Raw genomic sequence first — 25664 nt, 5'->3', positions numbered from 1 at the left:
AGCATGTCGAAGATCAAGCCCAGCAAGGGCGCCCCGTACGCGCGGATCATGGGTGTCGGCGGCTACCGCCCCACCCGGGTCGTGCCCAACGAGGTGATCCTCGAGAAGATCGACTCGTCCGACGAGTGGATCCGCTCGCGCTCCGGTATCGCCACCCGTCACTGGGCCTCCCCCGAGGAGACCGTGACCGCGATGTCCGTCGAGGCCTCCGGCAAGGCCATCGCCGACGCCGGGATCGCCCCGGAGCAGATCGGCGCCGTGATCGTCTCCACGGTCTCGCACTTCAAGCAGACCCCGGCCGTGGCCACCGAGATCGCCGACAAGATCGGCGCCGGCAAGCCGGCCGCGTTCGACATCTCCGCCGGCTGCGCGGGCTTCGGCTACGGCCTCACGCTCGCCAAGGGCATGATCGTCGAGGGTTCGGCCGAGTACGTCCTCGTCATCGGCGTCGAGCGGCTGAGCGACCTGACCGACCTGGAGGACCGCGCGACGGCCTTCCTGTTCGGCGACGGCGCCGGCGCGGTCGTGGTCGGCCCCTCCGACGTGCCGCACATCGGCCCCACCGTGTGGGGTTCGGAGGGCGACAAGTCCGAGACGATCAAGCAGACCGTGCCGTGGAACGAGTTCCACGTCGGCGACGTCTCGAAGCTCCCCCTCAACGAGCAGGGCGAGATCAAGTTCCCCGCCATCACGCAGGAGGGCCAGGCGGTGTTCCGCTGGGCCGTCTTCGAGATGGCGAAGGTCGCCCAGCAGGCGCTGGACGCCGCCGGAATCTCGGCGGACGACCTGGATGTCTTCATCCCGCACCAGGCGAACATGCGGATCATCGACTCGATGGTGAAGACTCTCAAGCTGCCGGAGCACGTCACGGTCGCGCGTGACATCGAAACCACCGGCAACACCTCGGCCGCCTCGATCCCGCTCGCGATGGAGCGGCTCCTGGCGACCGGAAAGGCGAAGAGCGGCGACACGGCGCTCATCATCGGCTTCGGGGCGGGTCTCGTCTTCGCCGCGACGGTCGTTACCCTCCCCTAGGCACACCGGATCTTCCGGAAGCCCCTTACCTCAGCAATCACAGAAGGAGCGCCACCATGGCCGCCACCCAGGAAGAGATCGTCGCCGGTCTCGCCGAGATCGTGAACGAGATCGCCGGCATCCCGACCGAGGACGTCGCGCTCGAGAAGTCCTTCACGGACGACCTCGACGTCGACTCGCTGTCCATGGTCGAGGTCGTTGTCGCCGCTGAAGAGCGCTTCGACGTCAAGATCCCGGACGAGGACGTCAAGAACCTCAAGACGGTCGGCGACGCGACCGATTACATCCTGAAGCACCAGGGCTGATTCGGCCCCTGCTGACTCGGTCAGCCACCCGGCGGTGGCGCCGTATTTCGACCATCACACACGTGGAGAAAGAATTCCTGTGAGCTCGACCAATCGCACCGTGGTCGTCACCGGTATCGGCGCAACCACACCGCTGGGTGGCGACTCCGCATCGACCTGGGAAGGTCTGATCGCGGGACGCTCCGGCGTCAAGCCCCTTGAGGGCGAACGCTTCGCCGAACTGCCCGTCCAGATCGCCGCACTCGCCGCGGTCGACCCGGGTGACGTTCTGCCCCGCCCGCTCGCCCGCAAGCTGGACCGCTCGGCGCAGTTCGCCGTGATCGCGGCCCGTGAGGCGTGGGCCGACGCGGGCTACTCCGCCCCTGCCGGCGAGGACGAGAAGATCGCGCCCGAGCGGCTCGGTTCCGTCATCGCCTCCGGCATCGGCGGTGTCACGACTCTGCTCGACCAGTACGACGTGCTGAAGGAGAAGGGCGTACGCCGCGTCTCCCCGCACACCGTGCCCATGCTCATGCCGAACAGCCCCTCCGCCAACGTCGGCCTGGAGGTGAACGCCCGGGCGGGCGTGCACACCCCGGTCTCCGCGTGCGCGTCGGGTGCCGAGGCGATCGGCTACGCCGTCGAGATGATCCGTACCGGCCGGGCCGACGTGGTCGTGGCCGGCGGCACGGAGGCGGCGATCCACCCGCTGCCCATCGCCGCCTTCGCCAACATGATGGCGATGTCCAAGAACAACGACGAGCCGGCCAAGGCCTCGCGTCCGTACGACACGGCCCGTGACGGCTTCGTGCTCGGAGAGGGCGCGGGCGTGGTGGTCCTCGAGTCCGAGGAGCACGCCAAGGCGCGCGGCGCCCGCATCTACTGCGAGGCGCTGGGCCAGGGCCTGTCGGCCGACAGCCACCACATCGCGCAGCCCGAGCCGACCGGCCGGGGTATCGCGGCCGCGATGCAGAACCTGCTGGACTCGACGGACCTCAAGCCCTCCGAGGTCGTACACCTGAACGCGCACGCCACGTCGACCCCGCAGGGTGACGTCGCCGAGATCAAGGCGCTGCGCAAGATCCTGGGCGAGGACCTGGACCACGTCGCGATCTCCGCGACGAAGTCGATGACGGGTCACCTCCTGGGCGGCGCGGGCGGCATCGAGACCGTCGCGACGGTCCTGGCGCTGCACCACCGTCTGGCCCCGCCGACGATCAACGTCGACGACCTGGACCCGGAGGTCGACGCGGACATCGTCCGCGACGAGCCGCGCGAGCTGCCGCAGGGCACGATCGCCGCGATCAACAACAGCTTTGGCTTCGGCGGCCACAACGTGGTCCTGGCGTTCCGTACGGTCTGACCCCGCAATCGCGCGTGAGGCCCACCCCGACTCGGGGTGGGCCTTCGCCACACCCGCCGGACGGAGTCCGGCACAGCGCCCCGAAGCCCGCGAAGCGGTGCGAGGAGCGCACGAAGAAGAGGCCAACAGCTTCGGCTTCGGCGGCCACAACGTGGTCCTGGCGTTCCGCACGGTCTGATCCGCCGTCACGCTCCTTCGAAGGCCCCCTGCCGGAACGTCCCGGCGGGGGGCCTTCGAGGTGTGGTCACCGTGTGGTCACCGGGCGGTCGGAACGACCGGGGGACGGAGCCCGTCGAGAACTCAGACCACCTGGTGCAGCCAGCGCACCGGGGCGCCCTCGCCGGCGTACCGGAACGGCTCCAGTTCGTCGTCCCAGGGCTTGCCGAGCAGTTTGGCGATCTCCGCCTCCAGCTCCGTCTCGCCGCGTACCGAGCGCGCCAGGGCGGCGCGCAGGCGGTCCTCCGGGATCAGGATGTCGCCGTGCATGCCGGTGACCGCGTGGAAGATGCCCAGTTCGGGCGTGGCGCTGTAGCGCTCGCCCTCGGCCGTCGGGCACGGTTCCGCGGTGACCTCGAAGCGGAGCATCTGCCAGCCGCGCAGCGCGGAGGCGAGCTTGGAGGCCGTGCCGGTCTCGCCCTGCCAGGAGAACTCGGCTCTCCAGGTGCCGGGGGACGCCGGCTGGCGGATCCAGTCGAGCTGGACCCTCGCACCGAGGACGCCCGCCACCGCCCATTCGACGTGCGGGCACAGCGCGCGCGGTGCGGAGTGAACGTACAGAACTCCACGTGTCGTCACCGGGACCTCCAGTGTGGGACGAGGTTCGCCTTTCCCAGCGGCCTCAGTAAACAACATCGGGAGCAAAAATCCGCAAACCCCCGAAAAACGGACAGCATGTGACGTGATGTAATTTACCGGAGCCGGTTGGCAAAGGTGCCTCTGGTTCGACGGGGGAAAAGCTACCGTGCCGCACCCCCCTTGGGGTGACGTACGGTCGGTCCGGGGGCCGGTGGACACGAAGCTTTCACTCGCCAGGACGCCGAACGGACGCCGTGGGAGGGGCCGAGGCATGCGACACGGCCGACATCGTCTCCGTACCGCCGTCGCCTCCGCGGCGGCGGCGCTGCTGTGCGCGGGCGCGCTGACGGGGTGTGACACGGCTGACCACCGGGCCCCCGCGGCGGCCGGAACCCCGAAGCCGACGCCGAAACCGACCCCCCTGTGGGACCGCTCCCCCGGCTCCGTCGCCGCCGTCGGCGACTCCATCACCCGCGCCTTCGACGCCTGCGCGGTCCTGGCGGACTGCCCCGAGGCGTCCTGGGCGACCGGCACGGACACCGGGGTCAACAGCCTCGCCCTGCGGCTGCTCGGGCCGGAGAAGGTGGCCGCGCGCAGCTGGAACCTCGCGCGGACCGGGGCGCGGATGGCGGAGCTGCCCGAGCAGATGGCGCGGGCGGCCGCGCGGAAGCCGGAGCTGGTGACGGTGATGATGGGCGCCAACGACGCCTGCCGGCAGCGGCCCGAACTGATGACCCCGGTCGAGGAGTTCCGCGACTCCTTCGCGTCGGCGCTGGGCCGGCTGCGGGCCGCCGCGCCCACGGCGCAGGTGTACGTGTCGAGCGTGCCGGACCTGAAGCGGCTGTGGTCCACGGGGCGGGTCAGCCCGATGGGCCGGCAGGTCTGGAAGCTGGGGATCTGCGCCTCGATGCTGGCCGACGCCGAGGATCTGAGCGCGCCGGCCGAGCAGCGCAGGACGCTGGTGCGGGACCGGGTCGTGGCGTACAACGCGGCCCTGCGGGAGGTCTGCGCGAAGGACCGGCGCTGCCGGTACGACGGCGGGGCCGTGTTCGGCTTCCGCTTCGACGGCGGGCAGCTCAGCCCGTGGGACTGGTTCCATCCGAGCAAGGACGGGCAGGCCAGGCTCGCGGAGATCGCCCATCGGCAGGTGACGGCGCCGGAGCCGCCCGCGTAGGGTTCCGGATCATGACGATCACGAGGATCACGAGCGAGCCCTTCGGCTCGGTCGACGGTACGGACGTGACGCGCTGGACGCTCCAACGCGACGCGGTGCGCGTGCGGGTGCTGACGTACGGCGGCATCGTGCAGTCGGTCGAGACACCGGACCGGGACGGCGTCCCGGGTGACGTGGTCCTCGGCTTCCCGGACCTCGAGGGGTATCTGAAGCGCCCGGAGCCGTACTTCGGCGCCCTGGTGGGGCGTTACGCCAACCGGATCGCGGGCGGGACGTTCACCCTCGACGGGCGGGTGCACCTGCTGGCCCGTAACGGCGGGCCGCACAGCCTCCACGGCGGCGAGCGCGGCTTCGACAAGCACGTGTGGGACGCGGAGGAGACCGCGGGCGGGGTACGGCTGTCCCGGGTGAGCCCGGACGGCGAGGAGGGCTTCCCCGGGCGCCTGGAGGTCTCGGCGACGTACACGCTCGACGGCGACGGCTCGCTGCGGATCGCCTACCGGGCGCGGACGGACGCGCCGACGGTGGTGGCGCTGACGAACCACACGTACTGGGATCTGGGCGGCGCTCCCGAACTGCGGGTCGCGGCCGGGCATTTCACCGTGCGGGACGGGTCGGGGATTCCGACCGGGGAGATCGCCCCGGTGGACGGCACCCGGCTCGACTTCCGTACGCGGAGGCCTGCCGGGGTGGGGCTCGACGACAACTTCGTGCTCGACGCGGGCGCGCCGGAGGCGGCCGAGCTGTACTCGCCGGTGACGGGGCGGGTGGTGACGGTGGGGACGACCGAGCCGGGGCTCCAGGTGTACGCGGACGCGATGTTCTCGGGGATCGCGCTGGAGACGCAGGCCTTCCCGGACTCCCCGAACCGGCCGGAGTTCCCGTCCACGGTCCTGCGGCCGGGCGAGGAGTACGCCTCGGCCACCTGGTTCCGCTTCGGGACGCGCTGAAGCCCCGGGGCGGTTGTCAGGTTCCGCCCCGGGGCTGGTCATGCGGGCTCAGACCTCCAGCGCGGCCGTGAGGCGCGCGTCGGTGAGCGAGTGCGCGGCCCTGACCTCGTACGCGCCGGGGACGAAGGCCCAGTCGTTCTTCTCCTCGTCCCAGATCTCGAAGGCGCGGCGGGGCAGCGGGATCTCGACCTCGGCGGACGCGCCCGCGGCGGCCTCGACGGACGCGAAGCCGGCCAGCCAGCGCGCCGGGCGTTCGACCGTGTCGGTCCGGGGCGCCAGGTAGATCTGGACGACCTCGCGGCCGGTCCGGGTGCCGGTGTTGGTGATCCGGACCTTCGCCGCCGTCGGGGTGACCTCCAGGGAGTCGTAGCTCCACGTGGTGTAGCCGAGGCCGTGGCCGAAGGCGTACGCGGGGGTGGTGCCGGCCTTGTCCCAGGCGCGGTAGCCGATGAACACGCCTTCGGCGTAGTCCAGTTCGCCGCCGGTCGGGGCGACCTCGGTGACGGGGACGTCGGCGAGGGCGACGGGCCAGGTGGTGGGGAGCCGGCCGCCGGGCTCGGCGGCGCCGGTCAGGACGTCGGCGAGCGCGGCGCCGCCCTCCTGGCCGGGGAACCAGCTGAGCAGGATCGCGGCGACGTCCTCCCGCCAGGGCATCTCGACCGGGGAGCCGGCGTTGACGACGACGACCGTGTTCGGGTTGGCGGCGGCCACGGCCCGTACGAGATCGTCCTGCCGGCCCGGGAGGGCGAGGTCCTTGCGGTCGAAGCCCTCGGACTCGACGCGCTCGGTGGTGGCGACGACCACGACGGCGGTGTCGGCGGCGCGGGCGGCCTCGACGGCTTCGGCGATCAGTTCGTCGGGGTCACGGCGCGGCCCGAGGTGGACGAAGGAGAACATGACCGCGGGCAGCGGGGGCGCGAACTCCTTGTTCAGGGTGTGGCGGAGGGAGACCTCGACGGGCTCGCCCGCCGTGAGCGCGACCTTGCCGCGCTCGACCGGGGAGCCGAAGAACGCCTCGAAGGGGTCGGTCTCCGGGCCCATGGTCTGGACGCCCTCGTAGACGGTCTCGCCCGCGACGGTGAGGGTGAAGGCGCCCAGGCCCCGGGTGCCGAAGGCGTGCTCGCCGGACTCGCGCGGGGTGAAGGTGCCGACGACCTCGATGGAGTGCAGGGTCTCGTGGGTGACACCGGCCGGCAGGTCGTCGCCGATCCACTGGACCTGACCGCTCGGCAGGCTGCCCTCGCCGAGGACGGTGCCGTCGGCGCCGCGGCAGACCGCGCGGAGGGTGAACCCTGGTTCGACGGAGCCGGCGGGGGTGAGTTCGTCGCTCGGGTCGGCGCCGAGCGAGAAGGTCAGGGACCCCCCGGGAAGCGCGGCCAGGGCGGCGGTGAGGCCGTCGAGCGGGGAGACGGTGTGGTCGGGGAAGACCTGGGCGGAGCCGCCGCCGAGGACCCGGGCGTCGCGGGCGGCGGCGCCGGAGAGGGCGACGGTGCGCCCCTTGAGCGGCAGCGCGTCGCCCTCGTTGCGTACGAGGACGAAGCCGCGGTGGGCGATCTCGCGGGCGAGCGCCTCGCCGTCGACGGCGGCGGGGGGCTCGGTGACGACCGGCGGGGCGCCTTCGAGGGCGCCGACGCGGGCGGCGAGCCGGAGCACGTTCCGTACGGCCGTGTCGACGGCCGACTCCTCGACCTCGCCGGCGCGGACGGCGGCGGCCAGGGCCTCGCCGTAGACGGTCTGCGGGCCGGGCATGGCGACGTCGAGGCCGCCTTCGATGTCGCCCTTCGTGGAGCGGGCGGCCATCCAGTCGGAGACGTTGTAGCCGTCGAAGCCCCACTCGCCGCGCAGGACCTCGTTGACGAGGTGGTGGTGCTCGGTCATGGTCACGCCGTTGACCTGGTTGTAGGCGGTCATGATGCCCCAGGGGTGGGCGTTCTTGACGATGGCCTCGAAGGGGGCGAGGTAGAGCTCGCGCAGCGGGCGGGCGGCGACCTTGTTGTCGACGGTGAAGCGGTCGGTCTCGGCGTCGTTGGCGACGAAGTGCTTGACCGTGGTGCCGACGCCGCCGTCCTGGACGCCCTGGACGTAGCCGGTGCCGATCTCGCCGGTGAGGTACGGGTCCTCGCTGTACGCCTCGAAGTGGCGGCCGCCGAGCGGCGTGCGGTGCAGGTTGACGGTCGGGGCGAGGAGGACGTGGACGCCCTTGCGGCGGGCCTCCTGGGCGAGGAGGCGGCCGGCGCGGCGGGCGAGGGCGGGGTCCCAGGCGGCGGCGAGCGCGGTCGGGGACGGCAGGGCGATCGAGGGGTCGTCGGCGGTCCAGCGGACGCCCCGTACGCCGATCGGCCCGTCGGACATGACGAGCGACCGCAGCCCTATCTCGGGCAGCGCGGGCAGTGACCACATGTCCTGGCCGGCGAGCAGCCGGGCCTTGGTGTCCAGGTCGAGCTTGGAGAGCGCCGCCTCGACGGCCTGCTCACGGACGGTCTCCGCGCTGATCTCCGCCATGGCCGTACCTCCTCGTTGAAGTCGTGGTGGGCACATGGTGGCCTGCCTACCTGTAGATCGGTAGGTTACGTTACTGTTTCGTTATGTTGCCATGGCGTACCGTCCTGTCGACAGGGACCTGCGGAAGGCGACGGAGAGGGGGCCACGGCGATGGTGCGGGCCAGGAGCGAGGAGCGGCGCGGGGACATCGTGCGCGCGACCCTCGAAGTGATCGCCGAGCGCGGCTACCGGGGCGCCTCGCTCGGCGCCGTCGCCGAGCGGGTCGGGCTCACGCAGCAGGGTCTGCTGCACTACTTCCCCACGAAGGAGGCCCTGCTCGTCGCGGTCCTGGAGGAGCGCGACAAGTGGGACACGAGCGGGGCGGGCGCGCGCGAGGGCTGGCGGCTCGACCTGATCGACTCCCTCGTCGAGTACAACGCGATGCGGCCGGGGATCGTGCAGACCTTCTCCGCCCTGCTCGGAGAGAGCGTGACCGAAGGCCACCCGGCGCGGGCCTTCTTCACCGAGCGGTACGCCCAGGTGCGCGCGGAGATGGCGAACGTACTGCGCCTGGAGTTCGGCGAGCGCCTGCCGAGCGGCCTCACCCCGGAGCGCGCGGCGCCGCTCCTGACGGCCGTGATGGACGGGCTGCAGTACCAGTGGCTGCTCGACCCGGCGGCGGTGGACATGCCGGCCGCGTTCCGGGACTTCCTGATCCTGCTCGGGCTCCGCGCGGACGATGGGCACGCGAGCGACAAGTGAGGGCACCGTAGCGGGAGTTACGGGTGAGCCGGGATACTGCGCGGGCCGGTTCCCGACCCGATGGAGGGCTCGCCTGTGCTGCCTCGAATACGCCTGCCCCGGACACGCCTGCCCCGGATACGCCCGCCCCGGACACGTCATGCCTCGCTCGGTCTCGCGCTGATCACCGCCTCCCTGGTCCTGGCGACGCCTCCCGCGTCGGCCGAAGGGGCCACGGCGGCCGACACCGCCGGCACGGTGGAGGAGGCGCGCCTCGACCGGGCCGCTCCCCAGGAGATCCTGCGGCGCAGCGGATTCGGCACCGTGGCACCGGAGTTCGCCCGCGCCCTGGTCGGCGCGCGGTCGTACGAGGAGGCCGAGCGGGCGGTCGTACGGCACGGTGCGCGGCTCTGGCGGGACGCGGTCGACCGGGCGCAGGGGCGTCACGTACGGGGTGATCTCAGCCGGGACGACGACCGGCCGCTGTACTGGGCGCGACTCGGTATGACCCGTGAACTGCGCGGCTGGCAGCCGGAGTTCGCTCTCGACGAGGCCGGGCGGGCCAGGCTGCTCGACCGGCTCGAACGCTCCTCGCGTGGCCAGGACGCGATCCGCTTCCCGGCGGGCAAGGGCGTCAAGCGGGTCCTGATGACCGGCTTCGACCCGTTCACGCTCGACCGGGACGTCCGGATCAGCAACCCGTCCGGGGCCACCGCGCTCGCCCTGGACGGCACCTGGATCCGTACGGCCGACGGGAGCCTCGCCCGGATCGAGACGGCCGTCTTCCCCGTCCGCTGGCGGGACTTCGCCGACGGCACGGTCGAGCGGACGCTGCGGGACCGGCTGCCGGAGGTGGACCTGTTCACCACCGTGAGCCAGGGCCGGGTCGGCCGCTTCGACATCGAGCGGTTCAACGGGGCCTGGCGGGGCGGCTTCCCCGACAACGAGAACCTCGCGCGCACGGAGACCGTCCCGGTCGCCGACCCGGCCACGCAGCCCCAGTGGACGGCGACCACCCTCCCGTACCGCTCGATCGTCGCCGCGAGCACCGGGCGTTTCCCGGTGTACGACAACACGGCGGTGACCGAGATCCCGGCCGGGTCGAGCACGCCCGTGGCCCGCCCGGACGGCCCGACCGCCGGTTCCACGGCCCGCGCGGGCGGCGGCGGGAACTACCTCTCGAACGAGATCGCCTACCGCGCGACCCTGCTCCGCGACCGGCTCGGCCTGCCGGAGCTGCCCGGCGGCCATGTCCACACCCCGGTCCTCCAGTTCGGCGCCGGCAACACGGACCCGGCGACGGGCGCGGTCACCGATCCGGAGTTCGTACGCAACCGGCTGGACATCATCGCCCAGGTGCGGGCGATCATCGGGGTGGCCGCCTCGGACCGCGTCGCCGGGTCCTCCACCCCCTGACGCGCCCGGACCGGAGTCCAGCCCCGCCCGGTCGCGAGATGATGAGGGACATGATCGTCGCCGCCACGCAGTTCGCCCCGGTCGCCGGGGACATCGAGGCCAATGTCCGTACCGCCGCCGAGCTGATCCGGGCGGCCGCCGCCGACGGGGCCCGGCTCGTCGTCTTCGCCGAGCTGGCCCTGACCGGCTACGAGCCGACGCTGATCCGGGACACCCCCGGTCTCGTCCTGTCCGAGGACGACGCGCGCCTGGAGCCGATCCGGGAGGCGTGCCGCGCGGCCGGCGCGGCGGCCGTCGTCAACGGCCCGGTGCGCACGGCGCGGACGCGCCCCGGAGTCACCACGCTCGTCATCGGCCCGGACGGCTCGCTCCTCACCCGCTACGACAAGCAGCATCTGTACGGGATCGAGCAGGAGGTCTTCTCCCCGGGCACGGCCGACGGCCGCTTCACCCTCGACGGCGTCCGGTTCGCGACCGCCACCTGCTACGACAACCGCTTCCCCGAACTGGCCGAGCGGGCCGCCGCCGACGGCTGCGCGGTCTGTCTGGCGAGCTCGGTGCTCTCCGCCGACAACGACTCCTTCGAGAAGGTCTATCCGACGCGGGCCCGGGACTTCGGCCTGTACGTGGTGCTCGGCAACGTCCTGGGGCGCAACGAGGACGGTGTGGGCGCCGGCGGGGCAGGCGCGTGGGGCCCGGACGGCGAGCGGATCGCCGACGCGGGCCCCGACCGGCCGGGATTCGTCCTGGCCGAGTTGAACATCTGACGCCCTAGGACCGGGCCTGGGCCTGGGCCTGTACGGGGGCCGGGGTGGCGGGCTCCCTCGTGGCGGGCTCCGCGGTGTCCGGTTCGTTCTCGCCACGCAGGTCGCGGGCCAGGAGCGTCGCGCCCGCGACCGCGCCCGGCATGAGGAAGACCGCGACGAAGGGGACGAGGAAGGCCAGGGTCAGCGGGACGCCGAAGCCGAGGGTCAGCATCCGGCGGCCGCGCAACAGGCCGAGCCGCTCCTTGAGTTCGACGCGACGGCGCTGGAGGGCGACGGCCGTCAGCTCCTCGGCGAGGAAGAAGCCGGAGACGCAGAAGCCGATGGCCGGGACGACGGTCTGGCCGACCACCGGGATGAAACCGCAGGCGAAGAGGAGGATGCCGTAGCAGGCCACCCGGAGCAGGACCCGCAGGCTGTCCCGGGCGGAGATCCACAGCTCGCGCCAGAGCGGGAGGCCGGACTCGGGGACCTCACCGCCCTCGGTGCGGTCGACCTGCTCGGAGAGCGACTCGTAGAAGGGCTGGCCGACCAGCAGGGTCACGGCGGTGAAGGTGACGACCGCGAGGAAGAGCCCGAAGGCGAAGACCAGGACGGTCAGCGTGCCGCGGAAGACGCCGAGCCAGGGCGAGGACCAGTCGTCGGCGAACGGGGTCGCCCAGGCGGTCAGGTCGTCGGCGCCGTAGCCGAGGCCGGTGAGCGCGCCCACGTACAGCACGAGCGTCACGAGCCCGGGCAGCAGCCCGAACCCGAGCCAGCGCCCGTGCCTCCCCACCCACTTCTGACCCTGCACCAGATAGCCGAAACCCGTCCCGAAATCACGCATGCCGATCAGCCTATAGGGCGGCGAACCGAGGCCCTCTTGTTGTCCGGAGCACGACAGGGTAGACCCCTGCGTACTGATCACCTACGGAGGTTGCGTACGCATGGCGAGACCCCGAACCGTCCTGATCACCACCGTCAGCGGCGCTCTTCTCGGAGCGCTGACCCTCTCCGCGCTGCCCGCGAGCGCCGCGCCGGGCCCGGCGCGCGACCCCCGTCCCGTACGCGAAGGAGCCGGGCGGGACACCGCCTCCGTGGCGCCCGGCACGCGCACCGCCCGCTCCCTCACGCCCGACGTGACCCTCCGCACGGACGGCGGCTATCCCCGCCGTACCGAGCTGACCGTGCCGCCCGTCGACCCGGCCGACAAGTCGATCAGGCTGGGCCTCGCGCCGTACCACTCCCTCGCCCCGCGCCTCAACGCTCTGCAGAAGCTGGGCGACCGGGTGAGCGTCGAGGTCGCCGGGCACTCGGCGGGCGGACACGAGCTGTATCTGGTCACGGTGACCGCCCCGGAGAGCGCCCGCGAGGCGCGTGAACAGGAGCGGATGCGCGAGCTGATCGAGAACGCGCCCGCCGCCGCGGCCAAGGATCCCCGGATCAAGGCCGCGTACAAGACCCCGGTCTTCATCAACAACAACATCCACGGCAACGAGTGGGAGGGCACGGACGCGGCCCTGGAGCTGATCGAGGAGCTCGCGACCGCCACCGACGGCAAGACGGCCGGGCTGCTCGCGAGGACCCGGATCCTGCTGAACGTCACCGCCAACCCGGACGGCCGGATCGCCGGTACCCGCGCCAACGCCAACGGCTTCGACCTCAACCGGGACTTCATCACCGCCTCGCAGCCCGAGGCGCGCGCGATCCGCCGGATCGCCATCGACCGGCAGCCGGCCGTGATGCTGGATCTGCACGGCTACGTCAACGGCACGCTGATCGAGCCGACGACCCCGCCGCACGGCGAGAACTACGAGTACGACCTGTTCCTGAGGAACTCCTACGCCAACGCGCTCGGCATGGAGAAGGCGGTCAACGGGCTCGGCTACACGCCCCACAAGGACGGGGTCGAGCCGGCGGTCATCCCCTTCCGTGACGAGGAGGAAGGCTGGGACGACTGGCCGCCGATCTTCACTCCGCAGTACATGCCCTTCCAGGGCGCGGTGGCCGCGCACACCATCGAGTTCCCGATGACCGTGAACAACCGCGCGTACGACACGCTGCCGGAGGCCGAGCTGCGCCGCAGGTCCGCGATCAACGTGGACATCGCGGGCGCGGCGATGCGGGCGACGCTCGACTACACGTACACGCGTCGCGCGTCGGTGATCGCCGACCAGATCGAGACGTTCCGGCGGGGCGCGGCGGGCGAGGCGCAGCGGCCGGTCTCGGAGGAGACCGTGCCGGGGGTGCCGGGGATCGGTCCGGAGGACGTCTACACGACGGCCTTCCCGCGCGCGTACGTGATTCCGGCGGGGCGCTCGCAGAGGTCCACGGTGGCGGCGGGGCGGCTCGTCGACCATCTGGTCGCCAATGACGTACGGGTGGGGCAGGCCGCCGACGGCTCGTACGTCGTCGACATGCGTCAGCCGAAGCGCGGGATCGCGAACGTGATCCTGGCGGAGGGCCGGGACATCAGCGCGGACGTGTCGACGATGTACGACATCTCGGGCTGGAGCCTGGGGCTGCTGTGGGGCGCGACGGTGGAGAAGGTGAGCGGCGGTCCGGTGCCGCGCGTGGTGCGGACGGTCCATGCCGCCTCCCCGACGGGCCGGGTCGCGCCGTTCGGGGACCTGCTGCTGCGGCTCGACGACCCGAAGGAGCTCGCTGCGGTCAACGCGCTGCTCGCGCAGGGGGTGAAGGTGCGCCGTACGGAGGACGGCGCGGCGGTCGTGCCCGGCTCGGCGCGGGCCCTGGCCCGGGTGCTCGCGGAGCGGTACGGGGTGGTGTTCCGGGCCACCTGGCAGCGGGGGACGGCTCCTCTCGAGCGGACCCGGGTGGCGGCCTCGGTGTCGGCGGGTGAGCTGTTCGCGCTGCGTGAGATGGGCTTCGAGGTGGTGCCGGTGTCGGCGCAGGTCCTGAACGCGGGCTTCGACTGGTCAGCCGTCGACGTGCTCTTCGTGTCCCGGGGGCTTGATTACGGGCAGCTCACCCCGGCCGCGCGGGAGGCGTTCGGCGCGAGCGGTGCCGGGGTCGTGGGCATCGGTGCGGCGGGCGCGGCCTTCAACACGGCGGCGGGGCTGATCCCGGCGACGGCGGTCGAGGGCAACGGGGACGCGAACGGGGTGGTCGCGGTCCGCAACGCGGGCGGCGCGCTCACCGGCGGCGCCCCGGGGCACACCTTCGTCTACTCACCGATGTGGTTCACGGAGCTGGGGGCGGGGGTGCGGGCCGAGCAGTCGTACGCGGCGGCCGATCCGCTGGTCTCCGGGCACTGGCGGGCGGCGGGTCCGGAGGGCCGGGGTGGCCCGGCGGACGCGGCCGGTCAGGCGTCGGTGGTCAGCGGGACGGCGGCCGGGGGTGTGCCGGTGGTCCTGTTCGGTACGGAGCCGCTGTTCCGTGATCATCCGAAGGGGGCGTTCGCGCAGGTCGGGCGGGCGCTGCTGGCCCGGTAGCGGCTCCACGCGAAGAGGGCCGCACCCCGGTCGGTCGGGGTGCGGCCCTCCACCAGCGTACGCGCAAAATCAGACGGCCAGTTCGACCGTGATGTTGCCGTGGGTCGCCTTGGAGTACGGGCAGACCTGGTGGGCCTTCTCGAGCAGGCTCTTGGCGGTCTCCACGTCCACGTTCGGGATGGTCGCGGAGATCTTGACGATGAGGCCGAAGCCGTCGTCGTTCTTGCCTATGCCGACCTCGGCGGTGACCGTCGAGCCGGAGATGTCGGCCTTCTCGTTGCGGGCGACGACGCCGAGCGCGCCCTGGAAGCAGGCGCTGTAGCCGGCGGCGAAGAGCTGCTCGGGGTTGGTGCCGGCGCCGGAGCCGCCCATGGCCTTGGGCGGGTTGACGACGACGTCGAGCTGACCGTCGTCGGTGGCCACACGGCCGTCCCGCCCGTTCTGGGCGGTGGCGACGGCGGTGTACAGGACGTCGGACTGCTGAATGGACATGCGGGTCTTCCTTCTGCTGGTTCGCCGCGACTCGCGCCCACGATCGCGACGGCTGAGGGAAGACTAGCCGGTCACCGAAACGATCATCTTTCCGGTGTTGTCCCCGCGGAGCAGGCCGAGGAAGGCCTCCACGCCGTTCTCGATGCCCTCGACACGGGTCTCGTTGTACTTGAGCTCGCCGGAGCGCAGCCAGCCGCCGACCTCCTGGACGAACTGCGGCTGCAGGCCGTAGTGGTCGCCGACGAGGACGCCCTGGAGGCGCAGCCGCTTGCCGATGATCATGGCCATGTTGCGCGGGCCGGGCACCGGCTCCGTGTCGTTGTACTGCGCGATCATGCCGCATATGGTGGCGCGGCCGTGCACGTTGAGCGAGGAGATCGCGGCTTCGAGGTGGTCCCCGCCGACGTTGTCGAAGTAGACGTCGATGCCGTCCGGGGCGGCCTCGCGCAGCTGGTCCTTGACCGGGCCGTTCTTGTAGTTGAAGGCGGCGTCGAAGCCGTACTCCTCGACCAGGAGCTTGACCTTCTCGTCGGAGCCGGCGGAACCGATGACCCGGGAGGCGCCCTTGAGCTTCGCCATCTGGCCGACCTGGCTGCCGACGGCGCCGGCCGCGCCGGAGACGAAGACGGCGTCGCCCTCCTTGAAGGAGGCGACCTCGAAGAGGCCGGCGTAGGCGGTGAGGCCCGTCATGCCCAGCACGCCGAGGTAGCTGGAGAGGGGGGCCAGGTCCGGGTCGACCTTGGTGGCGTGCTGGGCCGGGACGTCGGCGTACTCGCGCCAGCCGAGGCCGTGCAGGACGTGGTCGCCGACGGCGAAGCCCTCCGCGTTGGACGCGACGACCTCGCCGACCGCGCCGCCGTCCATGGGGTGGTCGAGCTTGAACGGCGGGACGTACGACTTCACGTCGTTCATCCGGCCGCGCATGTACGGGTCGACGGAGAAGTGAAGGTTCCGCACCAGGATGCGGCCCTCGGCCGGCTCGGTGACGGGGGTCTCACGGAGGGCGAAGTCCGCCGGGGTGGGCCAGCCGTGCGGACGGGCGACGAGGTGCCACTCACGGCTGGACGCGGGAAGTACGGACATCTGCACGGCCTCCTGGGATTCAGGCTGAGAAAACTTCAGTCAGGCAATACTTCATTACCTGAAACAACCATGCCTCTGGATATTTCATGTTGTCAAGTATCTGGGTACGATGAAGCCCATGGCCATCTCACGCACAGACCCCCTGACCCTCGAAGTCGTCGAGCTGATCGGCACGGTCGTGTCGCGGTACCACCAGGAGTACGAGCAGGCGGCCGCGGAGCACGCGCTGACCGGCGCCCAGGCCCGGGTCCTCGGACTGCTCTCCCTGGAGCCGGTCCCCATGCGCAGGATCGCCCAGAAGCTCAAGTGCGAGCCGTCGAACGTCACCGGGATCGTGGACCGCCTCGAATCGCGCGGTCTGGTGGAGAGACGCCCCGACCCGGCCGACCGGCGCGTCAAGCTGGCCGCGCCCACCCCGGAAGGTCTGGACACCGCCCGCCGGCTGCGGGAGTCGCTGGACTTCGCGCGCGAGCCGCTCGGGCAGCTCACGGAGGTCGAGCGCACGCTGCTGCGGGACCTGCTGAAGCGGATGCTGGGCGAGGACGCGCTGTAGCGTCCGCCGCACCGCGAGACCGGCCCGCCTAGGCCTGCGCCTGCGCCTGCGCCTACCAGCAGATCCAGAGGAAGCAGGCCGTCTTGGTGGGGCTCGGCGTGGGAGCCGGGGCGGTCGCCGTCGGCGAACCGCCCGGCGCCGTCGCCGTGGGGCTCACGCTGCCCGTGCCGCTCGGCGTGGGACCGGTCTGCGAGGCCGGCGCGGACGGCGAGCCGGACGGCGCGGTGTCGCTCGACGGCCCCGGCGGCCCACCACCGGAGCCCTGAGAGCCACCGCTCCCCGAGCCTCCACTGCCCGAACCGCCGCTCCCCGACCCCCCGCTCCCCGAGCCCCCGGACGTCGCGGCGCGCGTGGCCGTCGGGGACTCCGAGGCCGGCTCGTCGACCGGGCTCGGCCCGTCCGGCGGCGTGGCGCTCTCCGAGGGCACCGGCGGCAGCGAGGTCTCGACGACGTCTTCCTCCTCCACGGCCGTGGCGGCCCCGCCCTCGGCCGGCGGCTCGAGGGCCAGCTGCGCCAGGCTCAGCGCCCCGGCCGCGAGAACGACCCCCAGCGTGCCGACCAGCACCCCGCGCCCCTTGCGGCTGCGCGCCCGGCGGCCCTTGCGCGCGGCGGCCCGCCCCGACGGGACAGGCCCGGCGTCCCCGTCCCGCCCCCGGGCGGCACGACGGCCGCCCCGGGCCGGGCGCGCGGGCTCGAGCGGATCCAGTTCGTAGACGTACTCGGGCACGACCTCGGGCTCGGGCACGACCGCGGCGGCAGGCACGGCAGCGGCCGCAGGCACGGCTTCGGCCACCACCTCGGTCGCGTACACGGTCGCGGGTGGGGCCGCGGGTGGGGTCGCGTACGCCGTCGCGCGGGGGGATTCGTACGCGCGGGGGGATTCGTACCGCAGCTCCTCGACGGGGGTTCCGCACCCGGCACAGGCGAGGGCGCCGTTGAGATGCCGTCGGCACTGGTGGCAGTAGTCCATGGCGCCCGCAGGCTACGTCTCCTGTGGACAACTGAGGTAGCCGTCGACGTGAGGATCCTGTGAGGAAACCCCAGGTCGGCGGCGTGTCGTCGCGATTCTCCCGCTTCGGGCAGGATGGGCGCATGACCTCAGCCGATCCTTTCGGGCCACGTGAGTTCCAGCTCGTCCTGCTCCGCCGGATGGCCGACCACCAACCGGATCTGGTCGAGGCGGCCGTACGCGAACTGGGAGCCACCCGGACCGAGATGCGCGAGGCGAACCGGCGCTGGCAGGCGTGGGCGCACGGCCGCGGGGGCCGTGGCGAACTCGCCCGCTACCGCTCGGTGCTCGGCGAGCCCGTGGCGCGCCGCAGGGTCGAGGCGTACGACTCCGAGATCCTCCAATGGGAGCTGGCCCTCTGGCCGGACCTGCGCTGGGAGGTCCTCGTGGGCCCCCTCGGCAGCCGCACGCGCCCCGACGTGTGGGGCAGGGGACTGGTCCGCGCGCCCGGCTCCCCCGTGCCCGAACTGCGCACCGAGGCCGACCTGCGGCCCTGGAGCTGCACGGTCGCCGAGGTCGGCAACGCCTTCCCGCCGGCCCGTCCGCGCGACGGCAGCGCGCCCACCCGGCTGCGCCTGGACTTCACCCTTCCCGACGGCACCCCGCGCGCCGCCGAGTTCACCTGGGGCCTGCTGCAGCGCCTGCTCTGAACGGGACCCGGAGCGCACCGGCCCGCGCTGACCCGGCGTCAGGCAGGCGGCTCCCCCGGGCGGCCCGACGGCACCCCCGGGCGGCTCAGCCCAGCGCGCGCCACGCCGGAGCCGGTCGCACGATGCGAACAGAACGCCGAAGCAGAACCGCGTACCACCTCGCTCCGTGCCAGCACCGCACTCCGGAGGATCTGTCGTGACCGTCAGTCTTGAGCAGCTGCGCCGTTGCCATCTCGCCGTCGACCTGGGCGCCGCCCGCACCCGGGTCTTCGTCAAGGGCGCCGGGCTCGTCGTCGACGAGCCCAGCGTCGCCGCCGTGAACACCCGTACCGGCGCACTGATCGCCGTCGGTGCGCTGGCCGAGAAGATGACCGGCCGCACGCCCGACTACATCCGGGTCGCCCGCCCCGTCTCCGGCGGCACCGTCGTCGACATCGAGATGGCCCAGCGGATGCTCCGTCACCTCCTCGGCGAGAAGCTCCGCCGCCAGCTGCGCCGCAAGCCCCGGCTGCGGGCCGCCGCGTGCACCCCGCACGACAGCGACCCGCTCGCCCAGCGCGCCGCCGTCGAGACCCTCGTCGGGCTCGGCGCCCGGCGGGTCGAGCTGGTCGACACCCTGATCGCCGCGGCCGTGGGCTGCGGACTCCCCGTCGAGCAGCCCACCGCCACCATGATCATGGTCTGCGGGGCGGCGACCACCCAGGTCGCCGTGCTCTCGCTGGGTTCCATCGTCACCGCCGAGCGGATCCCGGTGGGCGGTGACGCGATCGACCACGCGGTCATCCAGCACCTGCGCCACCAGCACGAGCTGATGCTGCCCAGCCAGTCCGTGCGCCCGCTGCAACTCGCCCTCAGCGGCAACGGTCTGACCCCCCATGGCCCGACCTCGACAGAGATCCACGGCCGGGACGTGGCCACGGGCCTCGCCCGCTCGGTGACCGTCGAGACCGCCGCCGTACGCGAGGCGATCCACACCCCGCTGACCGCCGTCCTCGACGGCATCGGCAAGATCCTGCGCGACTGCCCGCCCGACCTCGTGGCGGACCTCGCAGAGCGCGGCATCATGATGGTCGGCGGCAGCGCGCTGCTGCCGGGGCTCGACCAGATGCTGCGCGAGGCGACCGGGATGCCGGTGCACATCGCCGAACGGCCGGACGTGTGCGCGATCCTCGGGCTCGGCGCGATGCTGGAGGGCAAGATCCAGCCGATGGTCCTCGACCCGCTGGCCGAGGCCGAGTGACGGTACGGTCACTGTCTCCCGCTTTGTACGACAATGAGCCCATGCCACTCATGGACCAGGGCGGACCGGCCGGCGAACCGGCGGAGGACCCGGCAGGGGACCCGGCCGAGGAGCCGGCAGGGGACCCGGCAGGGGACCCGGCCGAGGAGCCGGCAGGGGACCCGGCCGAGGACCCGGCTCCGCGCCTGCCGATGCTGCTCGAAGCGGTCCTGAGCGTCGGCACCGACCTCGAACTGCGGACCACGCTCCAGCACATCGTGGACTCCGCGGCCGAACTGACCGGGGCCCGCTACGGGGCGCTCGGGGTCGTCGACCCCGAGCGCCACCGGCTCACCGAGCTGTTCACCGCCGGGATGACCGAGGCCGAGCGGCAGCGGATCCCCCGCCTCCCCGACGGCCGCACCGGGCTCCTCGGCGTCCTCGTCCGGGACCCGCGGCCACTGCGGCTCGACGACCTGACGGCCGATCCGCGCTCCGGCGGGGTCCCGGAGGGCCATCCCCCGATGCGCTCCTTCCTCGGCGTCCCGATCCGCGTCCACACCGAGGTGTTCGGCAACCTGTACCTCACCGAGAAGCACGGCGGCCCGTTCACCGAGGAGGACGAGGCCCTGCTGCGCGTCCTCGCCTCGCAGGCCGGGATCGCCATCGGCAACGCCCGGCTGTACGAGACGGCCCGGCAGCGCGAGCGCTGGATCGAGGGCGCGGCGGCGGTCACGACGGCCCTGCTCACCGGAGAGCCGGCGGCCGACGCGCTGATGACGGTCGCCGAGCGGGCGCGGCTGCTCGCCGACGCCTCGGCCGGGGTCGTCCTGCAGCCCACCCCGGAGGGCGGGATGGAGATCGTGGCGGCCTCGACGGTGGACGACCCGGGCGACCTCGTCGGCACGACGATCGCGCCGGGATCGCCCGTCCTGGAGCAACTGCTCGGCGGGCAACCGGTCTTCGTCGAGGACTCGGCCACCGATCCGCGGATGACGACCCCTGTGAGGTCACGGTTCGGGCCCTCGATGATGCTGCCGCTGCAGAGCGGCGGTCAGCTCATCGGCACCCTCGCCCTCCCCCGGCGGCGCGGCGGGCGCCCGTACACGGCGGTGGACCGGCTACTCGCCTCGCAGTTCGCCTCCCAGGCGGCGCTCGCCCTGGTCCTCGCGGACGCGCGGCACGACCGGGAGCGGCTGGCGGTGTACGAGGACCGCGACCGGATCGCGCGTGATCTGCACGACCTCGTCGTCCAGCGGCTCTTCGCCACCGAGATGATGCTGGAGTCGACCCGGCGGCGGGCCGAGGACCCGTCCGACGAGAACGCGCTGCTCGGGCGGGCGGTGGACGAGCTGGACTCCACGATCCAGGAGGTACGGACGGCCATCTTCGCCCTCCAGCAGCCGCCCGCGGACGCGCCGGCCTCCTTCCGGGGGCGGGTGCTGCGCGAGACGGCCGGCGCGGCGGCGCTGCTGGGCTTCCAGCCCTCGGTCCACTTCTCCGGCGCGGTCGACGCGCTGATCGACGGCGCCGACGCCGACCGGCTCCTGGCCGCCCTGCGCGGCGCGCTGGCGGCGGCCCACCGCCGGGCGGGCGTCACGGCGATCACGGTCCAGGTGGCGGCGACCGGTGAGGGCCCGCGTCTCCAGGTGACGGACGACGGCCGGCCGCCCACGACCGTGCGCTGGCCGTAGGCCCCGTACGGCCCAGTACCGCGCGCAGCGCCCCGCGCACGGATCTTGACTGGTGGGGTGGACACCGACGCCAAGCCCCCCGCCGCCGCCTACCGCAATCTGGCGATGGCCACGGTCGGCTTCACACTCACGTTCTGGGCGTGGAACCTGATCTCGCCGCTGGCCCCCTCGTACGGTGACCGGCTGGAGCTCAGCTCCGTCCAGCAGTCGCTCCTCGTCGCGGTCCCCGTCCTGGTCGGATCGGTCGGACGGATCCCGGTCGGCGCCCTCACCGACCGCTATGGCGCGAGACGGATGTTCCCGCTCGTCTCCGCGCTCACGATCGTGCCCGTGCTGCTGCTGGTCGTCGTCAAGGACAGCTATCCGGCGATGCTCGCCGTCGGCTTTCTCCTCGGCCTCGGAGGCACCACGTTCGCCATCGGCATCCCCCTCGTCAACTCCTGGTTCCCGCCCTCCGAGCGAGGCTTCGCGCTCGGAGTCTTCGGGATGGGCATGGGCGGGGTGGCGCTCTCCGGCTACTTCACCCCGCGCATCGCCGAGCACGGCGAGAACCTGCCGTTCCTCGTGGTCGCCGGCGCGCTGACCGTGTACGCGGTCCTCGCCGCGCTCCTCGTCACCGACCGGCCCGACCGGCCCGTGCCCACCGCGTCGCTCGTGAGCCGGCTCGGCTCGGCGGGGCGGCTGCGCGTGACCTGGGAGCTGGCGGCGCTGTACGCGATCGGCTTCGGCGGAATCGTCGCGTTCGGCGTGTATCTGCCGACGTACCTGAAGACCTGGTACGCACTCGATCCGACCGACGCCGGCGCCAAGGCCGCAGGGTTCGCCGTCGCCACGGTCGTCTTCCGGCCGATCGGCGGCTGGCTCTCGGACCGGATCCACCCGGCGCTCGTCACCGCCGCCGCGCTCGGTCTCGTCGCGCTCCTCGCCATCGTCCAGGCCTTCGACCCGCCTCTGAACCCGGGCGGAACGATCGCGCTGCTCTGTATGGCGGCCGGCCTCGGCACCGCGAGCGGCTCCGTCTTCGCCCTCGTCTCGCAGGTCACCCCACAGCGTCAGGTCGGCAGCGTGACCGGGATCGTCGGGGCGATGGGCGGGCTCGGCGGATTCGTGCCGCCGCTGGTGATGGGCGCGATCTACAGCGCGAAGGACTCGTACTCGATCGGCTTCATGCTCCTGTCCGACCTGACGCTCGCGGGGTGTGTGTACGCCTACGGCCGGATGCGGACGATCGGGCCCGCCGAGGAGAACGGGGACCGGGAGGTGAGCAAGGTCGCAGCAGGCCGCCCCTGACTCCCCCTGACAGGTGGGAAGAATGCCTCCAGTCATGGACCGACGCGAGGAGGACGACCGTTGAGCACGCTGTTCCCGGCCCTGGCGGCCGGATCGGACCGGCTGGAGCGTCCCGCCCTTCGCTTCGGCACCGAGACGCTGACGTACGGCGAACTCGCCGCCGCGGCGGGCGCCCTGGCCGCGCGGATCGACGGCACGGGCCGGGTGGCGGTCTGGGCGACGCCGACCGCCCGGACGGCGGTCGCCGTGGTGGCGGCCCTGCTCGCCGGGGTGCCGGCCGTCCCGCTCAACCCCCGTACGGGCGAGCGGGAGCTGGCGCACATCCTCGGCGACAGTGCGCCGGGCGCGGTCCTCGCGGGCGCGGCGGACGAGCTGCCCGCGGGGCTTTCGGGACTCCCCCGGGTCGACGTGGACGTACGGGCGCGGGGCGCGGCGGTCGTCGAGTCGGCGGACCCCGAGTCCGCCGCCCTGATCGTCTACACATCGGGCACCACGGGACCGCCCAAGGGCGTCGTCCTCTCCCGGCGCGCGGTGGCCGCGTCCCTCGACGCGCTGGAGGAGGCCTGGGCGTGGACGGCGGACGACGTTCTCGTCCACGCCCTGCCGCTGTTCCACGTCCACGGGCTCGTCCTGGGGATCCTCGGCCCGCTGCGGCGGGGCGGCTCGGTGCGGCATCTGGGGGCGTTCTCCGTCGCGGGCGTGGTGCGGGAGCTGGGTGCGGGTGGCGGCACGATGCTGTTCGGCGTACCGACGATGTACCACCGGATCGCCGACGCGGTGGGCGAGGACCCGGCGCTGGTACGGGCGCTGGCCGGGGCGCGGCTCCTCGTCTCCGGCTCGGCGGCGCTGCCGGTGCACGACCACGAGCGGATCACGGCGGCGACGGGCCGGACGGTGATCGAGCGGTACGGGATGACCGAGACGCTCATGCTGTGCTCTGTGGGGGCGACCCCCCAGACCCCCGCTTCCGTGCGGGTGGGCTCCGGGCCGCGCCCCGGGTCGGTCGGGCTGCCCCTGCGGGGCGTGGAGCTGCGCCTGGTGGAGGAGGACGGCACGGAGATCGAGGCGTACGACGGGGAGAGCGTCGGCGAGATCCAGGTCAGGGGCCCGAACCTGTTCACCGCGTATCTGAACCGGCCGGACGCGACCGCCGCGGCCTTCGACGGGGAGTGGTTCCGGACCGGGGACATGGCGGTCCGGGAGCCGGACGGATCCGTCCGGCTCGTGGGACGCAAGGCGACGGACCTGATCAAGAGCGGGGGCTACAAGATCGGCGCGGGCGAGATAGAGAACGCGCTCCTCGACCACCCGGAGGTGCGGGAGGTGGCGGTGACGGGCGAGCCGGACCCGGATCTCGGGGAGCGGATCGTGGCGTGGGTGGTGCCGGTGGACACGGAGAAGCCGCCGGTGGCGGAGGAGCTGGCCGACCATGTCGCGCGCCTGCTCGCCCCGCACAAGCGGCCGCGGGTGGTGCGCTACCGGGAGGCGCTGCCCCGTAACGACATGGGCAAGCTGATGAAGAAGGCACTCCATGACTGAGCGGCTCGCGGCCCGGGACGTGATCGCCCTGGTGACGGACGACTTCGCACCGGCGCTGACGCGGCGGGCCCCGGCGGAGGAGTGGGTTCCGGAGGACGAGCCCGTCGCGGCGGGCGAGTGGACTCCGGAGGACGACGCGGTCGCGGCGCCGGACGGGCCGCTCGGCTGGCCGGGTTACGACGCGGCGCGCGCCCGCGCCGCCGAACGCACCGGCGAGGAGGAGTCGGTCGTGCACGGCACGGCGACGGTGGGTGGCCGGGCCTGCGTGCTCGTCGCCTTCGAGTTCGGCTTCCTGGGCGGCTCGCTGGGGCAGGCGGCCGGGGACCGGCTCGTCGCCGCGTACCGCACGGCGGCCGAGCGGCGGATTCCGCTGGTCTCGCTGGTGGCGACGGGCGGCAGCCGGATGCAGGAGGGCATGATCGCCCTGACCCAGCTGCAGCGCGTCGCCGCCGAGACGGTACGGCTACGGGAGGCGGGCGTCCCGCATGTCACGGTCCTGCGCGACCCGTCCACGGGCGGCGGCTGGGCGACGGTCGGCGCGGGCGCGGACGTGATCCTCGCCCTCCCCTCCGCCCAAGTGGCCTTCGCAGGCTCCCGCGTCCGCCCTCCGCACGCGGACCCGACCGCGTACACGGCCGAGGACCAATGGGACCACGGCCACGTGGACGCCCTCGTCCCACCGGAGGCCCTGCGGGGCGTGCTGGCACTGTGGCTGCGCCTCCTCACGGGCACGGACGGCAGCCCGGTCCGGGGCCCGGCAGGCCCCGAGGCCGGGGCCGAGGCCGCTCCCGGGGCCGGGGGCCCGGCGGCACCCGCCGCCCGGCGGGGCAACGAGCCCGAGGCTGCGGCCTCGGCCTCGCCCTCACAATCCGGCGCACGCCCGGGCGACACGGCGGGCACAGCCGCCGACCCCGGGCAGGGCCCGGCAGGGCCCGAGGCAGATCCCGGCGCCCCCGGTTCCGGGTGGGGTTACCCGGACGCCGGGCCCAAGCCAGGCTCCGTACCCGCGCCCGCTCCCCCGCCCCGTGCTCTCGCCGAGGTTCCCCCGCCCGGGACGGGGTGGGCGGCCGTCTCGCGGGCGCGGGATGCGCGGCGGCCGCGGGCCGGGGCGTATCTGGAGGCGTACTTCGGGGAGCGCGCGGCGATCCGTGGGGACCGGGTCGGGGGTGTGGATCCGGGGGTGGAGTGCGGGTTCGGGATCCACGCCGGCCGGGTCGTCGCGTACGCCGCGCAGGACGGGTCCCCGACCCGGCCCGCGGGGTATCGGACCGTGGCCCGGCTCGTGCGGCTCGCGGACCGGCTCGGGATCCCCGTGCTCACCCTCATCGACACCCCCGGCGCCGCCAACGACGCCGAGGCCGAGCGGGCCGGGGCGGGCCCGGCGATCGCGGACGCGTTCGCGGCGATCGCCGGGGCCCGGGTCCCGGTGACCTCGCTCCTGATCGGCGAGGGCGGCTCCGGCGGGGCGCTCGCGCTGGCCGCGCCCGGCAACACCTGGGCCACGCCCGACGGTTACTTCTCCGTCATCGCGCCCGAACTCGCCGCGGCCATCCTCAAGAGGACCCCCGACCAGGCCCCGGTCACCGCCGACCAGCTCCGGCTGCGCCCGCAGGACCTGGTGGACCTGGGTGTCGTCCGGGGGATCGTGACCCGCGACGCGTAAGCGCGCGAGAGGCCCGGCACGGCGACGCACGCCGTACC

General features: G+C 73.2%; 22 protein-coding genes. 16 read left to right on the top strand and 6 right to left on the bottom strand.

What is annotated here, in order from left to right; all coding sequences use genetic code 11:
* Positions 1 to 3 precede the first annotated feature (3 nt).
* The 3 genes from FDM97_RS07580 to fabF all read left to right on the top strand — a co-directional run bounded on the left by FDM97_RS07580 (position 4) and on the right by fabF (position 2682).
* Positions 4 to 1035: a ketoacyl-ACP synthase III gene (locus tag FDM97_RS07580; RefSeq protein ID WP_137989485.1), complete on the top strand. Its 1032-nt coding sequence runs from the start codon at positions 4 to 6 to the stop codon at positions 1033 to 1035.
* A 56-nt stretch (positions 1036 to 1091) separates the two neighbouring features.
* Complete coding sequence (locus tag FDM97_RS07575; RefSeq protein ID WP_137989484.1) at positions 1092 to 1340, top strand: acyl carrier protein; 249 nt, start codon at positions 1092 to 1094, stop codon at positions 1338 to 1340.
* A 79-nt stretch (positions 1341 to 1419) separates the two neighbouring features.
* Positions 1420 to 2682: a beta-ketoacyl-ACP synthase II gene (gene fabF / locus FDM97_RS07570; protein WP_137989483.1), complete on the top strand. Its 1263-nt coding sequence runs from the start codon at positions 1420 to 1422 to the stop codon at positions 2680 to 2682.
* A gap of 300 nt (positions 2683 to 2982) precedes the next feature.
* Here fabF and FDM97_RS07565 read toward each other — a convergent pair whose 3' ends face one another.
* Entirely contained in the window at positions 2983 to 3477 is a 495-nt protein-coding gene (locus FDM97_RS07565; RefSeq protein ID WP_137989482.1) for a DUF3145 domain-containing protein, read from the bottom strand.
* 271 nt (positions 3478 to 3748) lie between these two features.
* On the opposite strand from FDM97_RS07565, the gene FDM97_RS07560 reads away from it, so the two are divergent.
* Both FDM97_RS07560 and FDM97_RS07555 read left to right on the top strand, forming a co-directional pair.
* A complete protein-coding gene (locus tag FDM97_RS07560) occupies positions 3749 to 4651 on the top strand; it encodes an SGNH/GDSL hydrolase family protein (protein ID WP_137989481.1) in 903 nt (300 codons plus the stop codon).
* Positions 4652 to 4662: 11 nt separating this feature from the next.
* On the top strand, positions 4663 to 5601 hold the full coding sequence (locus tag FDM97_RS07555; protein WP_137989480.1) for an aldose epimerase family protein: 939 nt from the start codon (positions 4663 to 4665) through the stop codon (positions 5599 to 5601).
* Positions 5602 to 5649: 48 nt separating this feature from the next.
* On the opposite strand, the gene FDM97_RS07550 is transcribed toward FDM97_RS07555, so the two are convergent.
* On the bottom strand, positions 5650 to 8103 hold the full coding sequence (locus FDM97_RS07550) for a beta-glucosidase family protein (RefSeq protein WP_137989479.1): 2454 nt from the start codon (positions 8101 to 8103) through the stop codon (positions 5650 to 5652).
* A 150-nt stretch (positions 8104 to 8253) separates the two neighbouring features.
* Here FDM97_RS07550 and FDM97_RS07545 point away from each other — a divergent pair, with 150 nt between their 5' ends.
* The 3 genes from FDM97_RS07545 (at position 8254) to FDM97_RS07535 (ending at position 11006) form a co-directional block, all read left to right on the top strand.
* On the top strand, positions 8254 to 8844 hold the full coding sequence (locus tag FDM97_RS07545) for a TetR/AcrR family transcriptional regulator (protein WP_137989478.1): 591 nt from the start codon (positions 8254 to 8256) through the stop codon (positions 8842 to 8844).
* A 117-nt stretch (positions 8845 to 8961) separates the two neighbouring features.
* A complete protein-coding gene (locus FDM97_RS07540; RefSeq protein ID WP_137994708.1) occupies positions 8962 to 10239 on the top strand; it encodes a pyroglutamyl-peptidase I in 1278 nt (425 codons plus the stop codon).
* Between the two features lie 50 nt (positions 10240 to 10289).
* Positions 10290 to 11006: a carbon-nitrogen hydrolase family protein gene (locus FDM97_RS07535; protein ID WP_137989477.1), complete on the top strand. Its 717-nt coding sequence runs from the start codon at positions 10290 to 10292 to the stop codon at positions 11004 to 11006.
* Positions 11007 to 11010: 4 nt separating this feature from the next.
* Here the strand turns inward: FDM97_RS07535 and FDM97_RS07530 are convergent, their stop codons facing one another.
* Complete coding sequence (locus tag FDM97_RS07530) at positions 11011 to 11829, bottom strand: EI24 domain-containing protein (RefSeq protein ID WP_137989476.1); 819 nt, start codon at positions 11827 to 11829, stop codon at positions 11011 to 11013.
* Between the two features lie 100 nt (positions 11830 to 11929).
* On the opposite strand from FDM97_RS07530, the gene FDM97_RS07525 reads away from it, so the two are divergent.
* Positions 11930 to 14434, top strand: coding sequence for a M14 family zinc carboxypeptidase (locus FDM97_RS07525; protein ID WP_137989475.1), 2505 nt, complete (start codon positions 11930 to 11932; stop codon positions 14432 to 14434).
* 69 nt (positions 14435 to 14503) lie between these two features.
* Here the strand turns inward: FDM97_RS07525 and FDM97_RS07520 are convergent, their stop codons facing one another.
* The gene (locus FDM97_RS07520) at positions 14504 to 14926 is read right to left on the bottom strand and encodes an organic hydroperoxide resistance protein (RefSeq protein WP_137989474.1); all 423 of its coding nucleotides are present in this window, start codon (positions 14924 to 14926) and stop codon (positions 14504 to 14506) included.
* A 63-nt stretch (positions 14927 to 14989) separates the two neighbouring features.
* Positions 14990 to 16009: an NADP-dependent oxidoreductase gene (locus FDM97_RS07515; RefSeq protein ID WP_137989473.1), complete on the bottom strand. Its 1020-nt coding sequence runs from the start codon at positions 16007 to 16009 to the stop codon at positions 14990 to 14992.
* A gap of 118 nt (positions 16010 to 16127) precedes the next feature.
* Here FDM97_RS07515 and FDM97_RS07510 point away from each other — a divergent pair, with 118 nt between their 5' ends.
* The gene (locus FDM97_RS07510; RefSeq protein ID WP_137989472.1) at positions 16128 to 16562 is read left to right on the top strand and encodes a MarR family winged helix-turn-helix transcriptional regulator; all 435 of its coding nucleotides are present in this window, start codon (positions 16128 to 16130) and stop codon (positions 16560 to 16562) included.
* Positions 16563 to 16614: 52 nt separating this feature from the next.
* Here FDM97_RS07510 and FDM97_RS07505 read toward each other — a convergent pair whose 3' ends face one another.
* Positions 16615 to 17532 (bottom strand): SCO2400 family protein, encoded by a 918-nt coding sequence (locus FDM97_RS07505; protein WP_137989471.1) that lies wholly within the window; start codon positions 17530 to 17532, stop codon positions 16615 to 16617.
* A 122-nt stretch (positions 17533 to 17654) separates the two neighbouring features.
* Between FDM97_RS07505 and FDM97_RS07500 the strand changes: the two genes are divergently transcribed.
* From FDM97_RS07500 to FDM97_RS07470, 6 genes are all read left to right on the top strand, one after another.
* On the top strand, positions 17655 to 18221 hold the full coding sequence (locus FDM97_RS07500; protein WP_137989470.1) for a hypothetical protein: 567 nt from the start codon (positions 17655 to 17657) through the stop codon (positions 18219 to 18221).
* Between the two features lie 196 nt (positions 18222 to 18417).
* Positions 18418 to 19461, top strand: a complete 1044-nt coding sequence (gene mreB / locus FDM97_RS07495; protein WP_137989469.1) for a rod shape-determining protein — start codon at positions 18418 to 18420, stop codon at positions 19459 to 19461.
* Between the two features lie 191 nt (positions 19462 to 19652).
* Positions 19653 to 21134 (top strand): sensor histidine kinase, encoded by a 1482-nt coding sequence (locus tag FDM97_RS07485; RefSeq protein WP_137994707.1) that lies wholly within the window; start codon positions 19653 to 19655, stop codon positions 21132 to 21134.
* A gap of 105 nt (positions 21135 to 21239) precedes the next feature.
* Positions 21240 to 22424: a nitrate/nitrite transporter gene (locus FDM97_RS07480; RefSeq protein WP_137994706.1), complete on the top strand. Its 1185-nt coding sequence runs from the start codon at positions 21240 to 21242 to the stop codon at positions 22422 to 22424.
* 60 nt (positions 22425 to 22484) lie between these two features.
* The gene (locus FDM97_RS07475) at positions 22485 to 23963 is read left to right on the top strand and encodes an acyl-CoA synthetase (protein ID WP_137989468.1); all 1479 of its coding nucleotides are present in this window, start codon (positions 22485 to 22487) and stop codon (positions 23961 to 23963) included.
* A complete protein-coding gene (locus tag FDM97_RS07470; protein ID WP_137989467.1) occupies positions 23956 to 25626 on the top strand; it encodes a carboxyl transferase domain-containing protein in 1671 nt (556 codons plus the stop codon). The genes FDM97_RS07475 and FDM97_RS07470 overlap by 8 nt, the downstream gene beginning before the upstream one ends.
* Positions 25627 to 25664 lie beyond the last annotated feature (38 nt).

Origin of the sequence: Streptomyces vilmorinianum (assembly GCF_005517195.1) — a bacterium.
Taxonomy (GTDB): Bacteria; Actinomycetota; Actinomycetes; order Streptomycetales; family Streptomycetaceae; genus Streptomyces; species Streptomyces vilmorinianum.
The sequence above is the reverse complement of the archived record's forward strand: the minus strand, read 5'-3'. Positions and strand labels throughout refer to the sequence as shown.